The organism is Janthinobacterium longum (genome assembly GCF_051380735.1).
GTDB lineage: Bacteria > Pseudomonadota > Gammaproteobacteria > Burkholderiales > Burkholderiaceae_D > Janthinobacterium.
In genome coordinates this window covers 169,544-176,787 of record NZ_JBNYXQ010000010.1, presented here as the reverse complement: position 1 = coordinate 176,787, position 7,244 = coordinate 169,544, and the positions used below count along the sequence as shown (strand labels likewise).

7 protein-coding genes are annotated in these 7,244 nt (G+C 63.6%); 6 read left to right on the top strand and 1 reads right to left on the bottom strand.

Annotated features, from left to right (window positions below; genetic code table 11):
- Positions 1–245: 245 nt before the first annotated feature.
- The 6 genes from ACQ4WM_RS21535 (at position 246) to ACQ4WM_RS21510 (ending at position 5,054) form a co-directional block, all read left to right on the top strand.
- Positions 246–1,292, top strand: coding sequence for a hypothetical protein (locus ACQ4WM_RS21535; protein WP_436548690.1), 1,047 nt, complete (start codon positions 246–248; stop codon positions 1,290–1,292).
- The gene (gene recJ / locus ACQ4WM_RS21530) at positions 1,289–2,989 is read left to right on the top strand and encodes a single-stranded-DNA-specific exonuclease RecJ (protein ID WP_436548689.1); all 1,701 of its coding nucleotides are present in this window, start codon (positions 1,289–1,291) and stop codon (positions 2,987–2,989) included. The genes ACQ4WM_RS21535 and recJ overlap by 4 nt, the downstream gene beginning before the upstream one ends.
- 68 nt (positions 2,990–3,057) lie before the next feature.
- Positions 3,058–3,477 (top strand): fosfomycin resistance glutathione transferase, encoded by a 420-nt coding sequence (fos, locus tag ACQ4WM_RS21525; RefSeq protein WP_436548688.1) that lies wholly within the window; start codon positions 3,058–3,060, stop codon positions 3,475–3,477.
- An 80-nt stretch (positions 3,478–3,557) separates the two neighbouring features.
- Complete coding sequence (locus ACQ4WM_RS21520; protein ID WP_436548687.1) at positions 3,558–3,995, top strand: antitoxin Xre/MbcA/ParS toxin-binding domain-containing protein; 438 nt, start codon at positions 3,558–3,560, stop codon at positions 3,993–3,995.
- Between the two features lie 14 nt (positions 3,996–4,009).
- Positions 4,010–4,696 carry an RES family NAD+ phosphorylase gene (locus tag ACQ4WM_RS21515; protein ID WP_436548686.1) on the top strand — a complete coding sequence of 229 codons (687 nt, stop codon included), beginning with the start codon at positions 4,010–4,012 and terminating at the stop codon, positions 4,694–4,696.
- A gap of 37 nt (positions 4,697–4,733) precedes the next feature.
- Entirely contained in the window at positions 4,734–5,054 is a 321-nt protein-coding gene (locus ACQ4WM_RS21510; protein WP_436548685.1) for a DUF2288 domain-containing protein, read from the top strand.
- Between the two features lie 2 nt (positions 5,055–5,056).
- On the opposite strand, the gene ACQ4WM_RS21505 is transcribed toward ACQ4WM_RS21510, so the two are convergent.
- Complete coding sequence (locus ACQ4WM_RS21505) at positions 5,057–7,186, bottom strand: TonB-dependent receptor plug domain-containing protein (protein ID WP_436548684.1); 2,130 nt, start codon at positions 7,184–7,186, stop codon at positions 5,057–5,059.
- Positions 7,187–7,244 lie beyond the last annotated feature (58 nt).

The following is a 7,244-nucleotide window of genomic DNA, read 5'->3' as shown; positions in this document are numbered from 1 at the left end:
TCGCCGCATCCTGCCCGGTGCTGCCCTGCAACAGTGCGATGCCGGCCAGGCGCTGGCGCTGCGACAATTGCGAGAACTGTGCGATAAACGTCTGCCATTGAACTGGGTGCATGATCGCCTCCTGAAAGAAGAATTCTGTTCAGTTAGACGTCGGCAAGTTCAGATCGTTCCCACTTTTTTCGGTGACATAGCCTAAAAATACCGCGCGCTTCTCGCAGCAGGCCACAATGGCCTACAATCTCGGCATGAATCAACTTACCCTCGCTCTTCCCTTTGGCCTGCCGCATGCCGCGCTCGCTGGCGACCTGATCAAGGCGCTGCAAACCCCGGCCCTCGCTGCCCTGATCTCGCGCACATTAAGCTCCACCGTGCATGAATTTGACGGCACCACCCGCTTGCTGCCGCACGAAGCCTGGCTGGCGCACGCGCTCGAGCTGGCGCCGAGCGCCAGCAGCGACGAGGCCGCAGCACCGTTCGCGGCGGCGGCCATGCGCGGCTTCGGCCTGGCACAGGAAGCGGGCGCGCGCTACTTCCTGATCCATCCCGTGCATATCGAAATAACGCGCAAGCACCTGACGATGGACGATATGCGCCAGCTGCAACTGAGCGAAGCCGACAGCCGTACCCTGTTCGAACTGGCCCGCCCGTATTTCGACGGCCTGGGCCAGCCCCTGTATTACGGCGACGCCCATACCTGGTTCATGCGCGCCGATGGCTGGACCGATCTGCGCTGCGCCTCGCCGGACGCGGCCGCCAGCCAGAACCTGGCAGACTGGATGCCCGACGGCGAGCATGCGCGCGCTTCGCGCCGGCTGCAAAACGAAGTGCAGATGCTGTGGCATGAACACCCGGTCAACGAAGCGCGCGAGGCACGCGGCCTGAAAGCCGTCAACGGCTACTGGCTGTGGGGCGCGGCCGAACCCAAGCCTTCCACCTGCGCCAGCGCACTGCATGTGAGCGCTGCGCCCGGCTGGCTGTCGGCGCTGGCCGAACCGTCGCGCCGCGATGCGGCGCCTGCAGCGATCATCGCCAGCCCGGCCGATGCGCTGGTGGTGCATGCCGGCCTGGTCGGACCGGCCATGGCGCAGGACTGGGGCACCTGGCTGGCGCAGATGCAGGAGCTGGAACAGCACTGGTTTGCGCCGCTGCTGGCGGCCCTGAAAGAGGGCCGGCTGGGCCAGCTGCGCCTGGTATTGAGTCATCGCGACGGCTGGCTGGACTGCACCACCAGCAAGCATGCGCAGCGCAAATTCTGGCGCGCCCACACCCTGAACACATTGAGCACATCATGACCCGCACCCGCATCGCAACCCGCCCCTGCCCGTACCGTGAATCCGAACTGCTGCGCCAGGACGGCATCCACCCCGTGCTGGCCCGGCTGTATGCGTCGCGCGGCCTGTCCGACGCCAGGGAACTGTCGATTGAAGCGAAGGACCTGATTCCACCGGCCGGCCTGCTGCATGTCGATGCAGCAGGCGTGTTCCTGGCCGATGCCATCGCCGCCAACAAACGCATGGTAATCGTCGCCGACTATGACTGCGACGGCGCCACCGCCTGCGCAGTCGCCCTGCGCGGCTTGCGCGCGATGGGCGCCCAGGTCGACTTTATCGTGCCGAACCGTTTTGAATATGGCTATGGGCTGACACCCGAGATCGTCGAGCTGACCGCGCGCGAAAAGGCGCCCGACATCATCATCACGGTCGACAACGGCATTGCCAGCATCGACGGCGTGGCCGAAGCGAACCGGCGCGGCATCCAGGTGGTCGTCACCGACCATCACTTGCCGGCCGACACCCTGCCCGACGCCGCCGTGATCGTCAACCCGAACCAGCCTGCTTGCGGCTTTCCGTCGAAACACCTGGCCGGCGTGGGCGTGATGTTTTACGTGCTGCTGGCCTTGCGCGCGGAAATGCGCCGTCGCGGTATTTTTGATGCGCAAACGCAACCGAAGCTCGACAGCCTGCTCGACCTGGTGGCGCTGGGCACGGTGGCCGACGTGGTGCGTCTCGATACCAACAACCGCATCCTGGTGGCGCAGGGCCTCAAGCGCATGCGCAAGGGAAATATGCATGCAGGCGTCGCCGCCCTGTTCCGCGTGGCCGGCCGTGAAGCGCGCAGCGCCACGCCGTTCGACCTGGGCTTTGCGCTGGGTCCACGTTTGAACGCGGCCGGGCGCCTGCAGGACATGTCGCTCGGCATCGAATGCCTGATCACCGACGACGAGGGCCGCGCCTGGACGCTGGCCCAGCAACTGAACGACATCAACCTGAAACGCCGCGAGATCGAAGCGGAAATGCAGGATACCGCCCTGCTGCACCTGGACGACTTCGAGCCGGCCAACAGCAGCACCATCAGCGTCTTCGATGCATCGTGGCACCAGGGCGTGATCGGCATCGTCGCCTCGCGCCTGAAGGAAAAATTCTACCGCCCGACGATTACCTTCGCACCCGGCGCCGACGGCTGGATCAAGGGCTCGGGCCGCTCGATTCCAGGTTTTCACTTGCGCGACGCGCTCGACCTGGTCTCCAAGCGCGCGCCCAGCCTGATCGACAAGTTCGGCGGCCACGCGATGGCGGCCGGCCTGACCATCCGCGCCGACGCCTTTGACGCGTTTTCCAAGGCCTTCGAAGCGGTCGGCCAGGCCTGGCTGAGCCAGCAGCAGCTCGAACGCGTGGTGGAAACGGACGGCCCGCTGGAAGACGCCTATTACACCACCGCGTTTATCGAGCTGATGGATGGCCAGGTATGGGGCCAGGGTTTTGCGCCGCCCGTATTCTGCGATGAATTCCGCGTCGTCAGCCAGCGCATCCTCAAGGAACGCCATCTGAAACTGCTGCTGGAAAAGAACGGCGTGCGCTTCGACGCCATCTGGTTCGGGCATACGGATGCGCTGGGGGAACGCACGCGGGTAGCGTTCCGGCTCGATGCGAATGAATACAACGGTACGACCAAGGTGCAATTGATGGTGGAGCATGCGGAGCCGGCCTGATGGCGGCGACGGTCTTTTACCTTATCTCAAGCTTGAGTTGAATAGCCAAGGAAAGTTGCCAAACACCCATGCTGACCGGCTTGAACCATCTCACCCTGGCCGTACGCGACCTTGATCGCAGCCTGGATTTCTATCACGGCACCCTCGCCCTGCGCCTGCGCGCGCGCTGGGACAGGGGGGCTTATCTGTCAGCAGGAGAGTTGTGGCTGTGCCTGACGCTGGATGAACAGGCAGCTACAGCATCAGGCGCCAGGCAAACTTATACACATTACGCTTTTTCCATCGAGCCCGCCGACTTCGCAAGCTTCGCTGCGCGCTTGCGTGCCGCCGGCGTGCCGGAATGGCAGCAGAATCGCAGCGCAGGCGATTCGCTGTATTTTCTCGACCCGGACGGCCATCAGCTGGAAGCACATGTGGGCAGCCTGGTCGCTCGCCTGGCCGCATGCCAAGCGGAACCCTATGCGGGAATGGTATTTTTTGACGCATAACAGCTTTTCATGTGCACACTGGAACGGCAGCGACATATTTCTCTAAAATGGAGTAATATAAGTCCATAAAAGGAGTCATCATGAATTTAGCCTATGCCTATCCCAAGAGCCGCTTCGAACCGGCGGTGCTGGTCGACCTGAACGCCAAGGCTGAACGCGAGCGCTTGTCGCAGGCGGCGCTGAAAGGTTTTTTCAGGCTGGCCGCTGCCTGGAAGCTGCGCGACGACGATGCGCGCGAGTTGCTGGGCGGTTTGTCGAGCAGTGCCTGGTATGAATGGAAAAAGAACCCGGACCGGCTGCTGGAAGTGGACCGCATCACGCGCATTTCCTACCTGCTTGGCATCTACAAGGCGCTGCACATTTTGTATGGCGACCAGCTGGCCGACGAATGGGTCAGCCTGCCGAACAAAAACGCCATCTTTGGCGGGCGCACGCCCTTGTCGCAGATGCTGGCCGGCGGTCTGCTGGCCATGCAGACTGTCAGGAAGCTGCTCGACGCGCGGCGCGGTGGGTTGTAACGGTGGCGCGCGCCATGCCTGGCGGCCTGCCGCCGTGCTCGCCGCTGCGGCAGGTCGATACCTGCCGCCTGATCCCCTCGCGCTTTGCCGACATGGAAGACTCGGTGCTGGCGCCACTGGCCGAGGATAATGATCACCTGGCCGAACTGTTCGAACTCGACAACGCCACCAATGCACGCCTGATCGCCGAGTACGGCGGCACGCCGGGCATAGGGGTGGACGAACTGGTGTTTGGCGTGCCAAACTTTCGCATCATCAATGCCGCCTTTACCTATGCGCGGCCGGAAGGGGCGCGTTTCAACGACAGCGAACGGGGCGCCTGGTATTGCGCCTTCGATATGGAAACAGCACTGGCCGAGATTGTTTTCCACAAGACGGTGGAATACCAGGAGATCGACTATTTCACCGACAGCGTCAGCTACCAGTCGCTGCTGGCCGATTTTTCCGCCACCTTCCACGACCTGCGCGGCCAGCCGCGTTTCAAGGCTTGCCTGGATCCGGCCAGCTATATTGCCTCGCAGGAACTGGCCGCCAAGCTGCTGGACGCAGGCTCGATGGGCGTGATTTTCCCCAGCACGCGGCGCGCAGCAGGCACCAACCTGGCCTGTTTTCGCCCCGCCCTGGTGGGCAATGTTCGCAAAGGCCCGACCTATCGGCTAACATGGCAGGGTATGCCCGCACCAAAGATCGAAACCATCTAGCGGGCCAGCATTTTCTCATCAACACCAGATTATTCGCATGCAAACCAACCCTGAAAAAGACACCGACCTGCGCCTCAAAGTCAACAGCGAAACAGCCCGACTGCCCTGGCGCGAGCTGGAAAAGCATTTTGCGCAAGGCAATGTGGTGTGGATCGCCAACGAGCTCGACCTGGTCGAGGTCGCCGTACGCATCTCGCACGACGACAAATCGACCATTACCCAGTGGATGGCCGATGGCCAGCTGGCCAAGGTATCGGACCAGCAGGCACTGGCCTGGCAGACGGCCGATGCCTCGCTGTGGGCAGTCGTCGTCAGCCCGTTTATCCTGGTGCAGCAGGATAAACCCACCAGGCACTGACGCTACAGATTGCGCTCGAGCATCAGCCGCAGCGACAGGCTGCCTGGTGTCGCCGTCATGCTGTCGCGGCGACCATCCGCATCGGCATACGACAAGCCCTGCACCTGCTGCTGATGCAGCAAATTGGCCAGCGACAGCCTTACACGCGTGTTGCCATCGGGCTGCCACAGTGCATAGGCATCAAGCGTGCGGCGCACACTGGTGTAAGTGCCGGCCTGCGCATCCTGCCGCGCCCAGCCAGCCGTCTGCACGTTCAGGTTGCCGCCCATGCTCGTCAAGGGCGACAGCCGGTAGTCCAGGCCCAGGTTGACGGTGGCCGGTACCTGGCTGGCCAGCCGGTTGCCTGGCCCAGGCACCGCCTCGACGCTCGACCAGTTGCGTGCCGCGTTGGCGCGCAGGTCTATCTCGGGTGCCGCAGCAAACCAGGTACGCAAGGGTAACTTCAGGTCCATCTCGATACCGCGCACCAGCGCCACGCCGTTGTTGAACGGACTGGTGATCCAGACTCCGTTCTGCAAGGCCAGCTGTTGCACGGTCACGTCGCTGATGCGGCGCACGAATGACGACACGCTGGCCACGCCGCTTTTGCCGAAATAATGTTCATAGGCCGCATCGAGTCCCCACGCCAGTTCCGGACGCAGCGCAGGGTTGCCCTGGAAGTCGGGATTGGTTGCGCTGTTGGCATTGTTGACGGTATAACGGCGCGGCACCAGGTTGCGCGTGGCGGGCGCCTTGTAGGTACGGGCCAGCGCCAGGCGCACCTGGTCGCGCGCGGTGCCGGGCAGCTTCCACAGCATTTGCAACACCGGGCTCCACACGCTAGACTCCGTACGCACCTGCGGCAGGGTGCGTCCTTCGGTGGCGGTGCGCAGGCCCTCCCAGCGCATGCCTGCGTACAGCTGCAGTTGCTGCGTCATGTCCCATTCATCCTGCGCGAAGATGGCCAGGCGGCCGACGTTGGCAACATAGTCTTCATCAAGCGCATACGGCTGGCCACCGGCAAGGAAACTGTCGCGCTGGTGGCGCGCTTCGCTGCGGCGGATAGCGCTGCCATCCCAGCCCACGCTCAGGGCATGACCTGCCCCCAGCCGCGCCAGGTATTTGCCACTGCTGGTGACGCTGTCGTCGATGGCGTTCGACACCACGGCGCGCAGCAGCAGCGCTACTTCATCGCTGCCACTGCCCTGGAACGCGTAGTCCGTGTCGCGCCGGTTATGGTTGAGGGCCAGCCTGGCAGTCAGCTTGCCGGCCGTACCGAACGAATGCGTCCAGCTGGCATCGCTGCGCGCCGAAAAAATGCTGGCCTGCGAAGTGACGGCGTTGTGTGGATAGTCGCTGGCAGGCCCCAGCACCAGCGTTTCACGCGAGCAGCCGTCAAAACCGGTGCGATACCAGTCCAGCAGAGTCAGCCAGGTGACGCTGTCGCCATTGTCCAGCGTCCAGTTCAGGCGCGGACTCAGGCTGGCCTTGTTGACGGACGAGGCATTGCGCGCCTGCATGCGGCGCAATGCCAGCGCCTGGCCCTGCGGGCCTACAGTGCGCTCGGTGGTGAGTGGCGAGGTATCATCCGCCGTGCGGTCCAGCGCGCCCGTGACCGCATAGGCAAAGCCATGCGATTTGTCGGCCAGGCGCAGCGAAGCGGTCGGGTTCCAGCGCTGGTCGACCCGGCCACTGCCCAGTTTCCATTCGCGCTCAAGACGGCTGGCACCCTTGCGCAGCACCAGGTTGATGCTGCCGGCCACCGCCTGCATGCTGTATTCGGCCGTCGCGCTGCGCATGATCTCGATGCGTTCGATCATCTCGGGCGCCATGGCCTCGATGGAAAAACCCGGTGGCGCCGGGTCGCCGTTGATCAGGATCTGCGTGTAGCCGGCGCCGAGGCCGCGCATGCGTACCTCGTTGCCGACCACTGATACGCCGGGCTGGCGCTTCAATACGGCGGCAAGACTGTTGTCGCCATACTGGCCGATTTCGTCGCGGCCAACGATGATTCTGGCGGCCGTGTCGGCTTCGCGCTGCGCGGTGCCGCTGGCGCCGGACACTTCGACTTTTTGCAGCGCGCCATCGTCGGCGCAGGCCATGCCTGAGAGCAGCAAAAAAAACAGGGGGCGATACCGGGGCGTGCTGCGCATGGGAAGATTTCTACACTGCGGGAAGGAGCGCGCAGTGTAGAGGATTTAACAAGCTAAA

Excerpts from the sequence above, each read along its gene's own strand:
- ACQ4WM_RS21535 (WP_436548690.1), top strand. The coding sequence starts at position 246 with ATGAATCAACTTACCCTCGCTCTTCCCTTTGGCCTGCCGCATGCCGCG.
- recJ (WP_436548689.1), top strand. The coding sequence starts at position 1,289 with ATGACCCGCACCCGCATCGCAACCCGCCCCTGCCCGTACCGTGAATCC.
- fos (WP_436548688.1), top strand. The coding sequence starts at position 3,058 with ATGCTGACCGGCTTGAACCATCTCACCCTGGCCGTACGCGACCTTGAT.
- ACQ4WM_RS21520 (WP_436548687.1), top strand. The coding sequence starts at position 3,558 with ATGAATTTAGCCTATGCCTATCCCAAGAGCCGCTTCGAACCGGCGGTG.
- ACQ4WM_RS21515 (WP_436548686.1), top strand. The coding sequence starts at position 4,010 with ATGCCTGGCGGCCTGCCGCCGTGCTCGCCGCTGCGGCAGGTCGATACC.
- ACQ4WM_RS21510 (WP_436548685.1), top strand. The coding sequence starts at position 4,734 with ATGCAAACCAACCCTGAAAAAGACACCGACCTGCGCCTCAAAGTCAAC.
- ACQ4WM_RS21505 (WP_436548684.1), bottom strand. The coding sequence starts at position 7,186 with ATGCGCAGCACGCCCCGGTATCGCCCCCTGTTTTTTTTGCTGCTCTCA.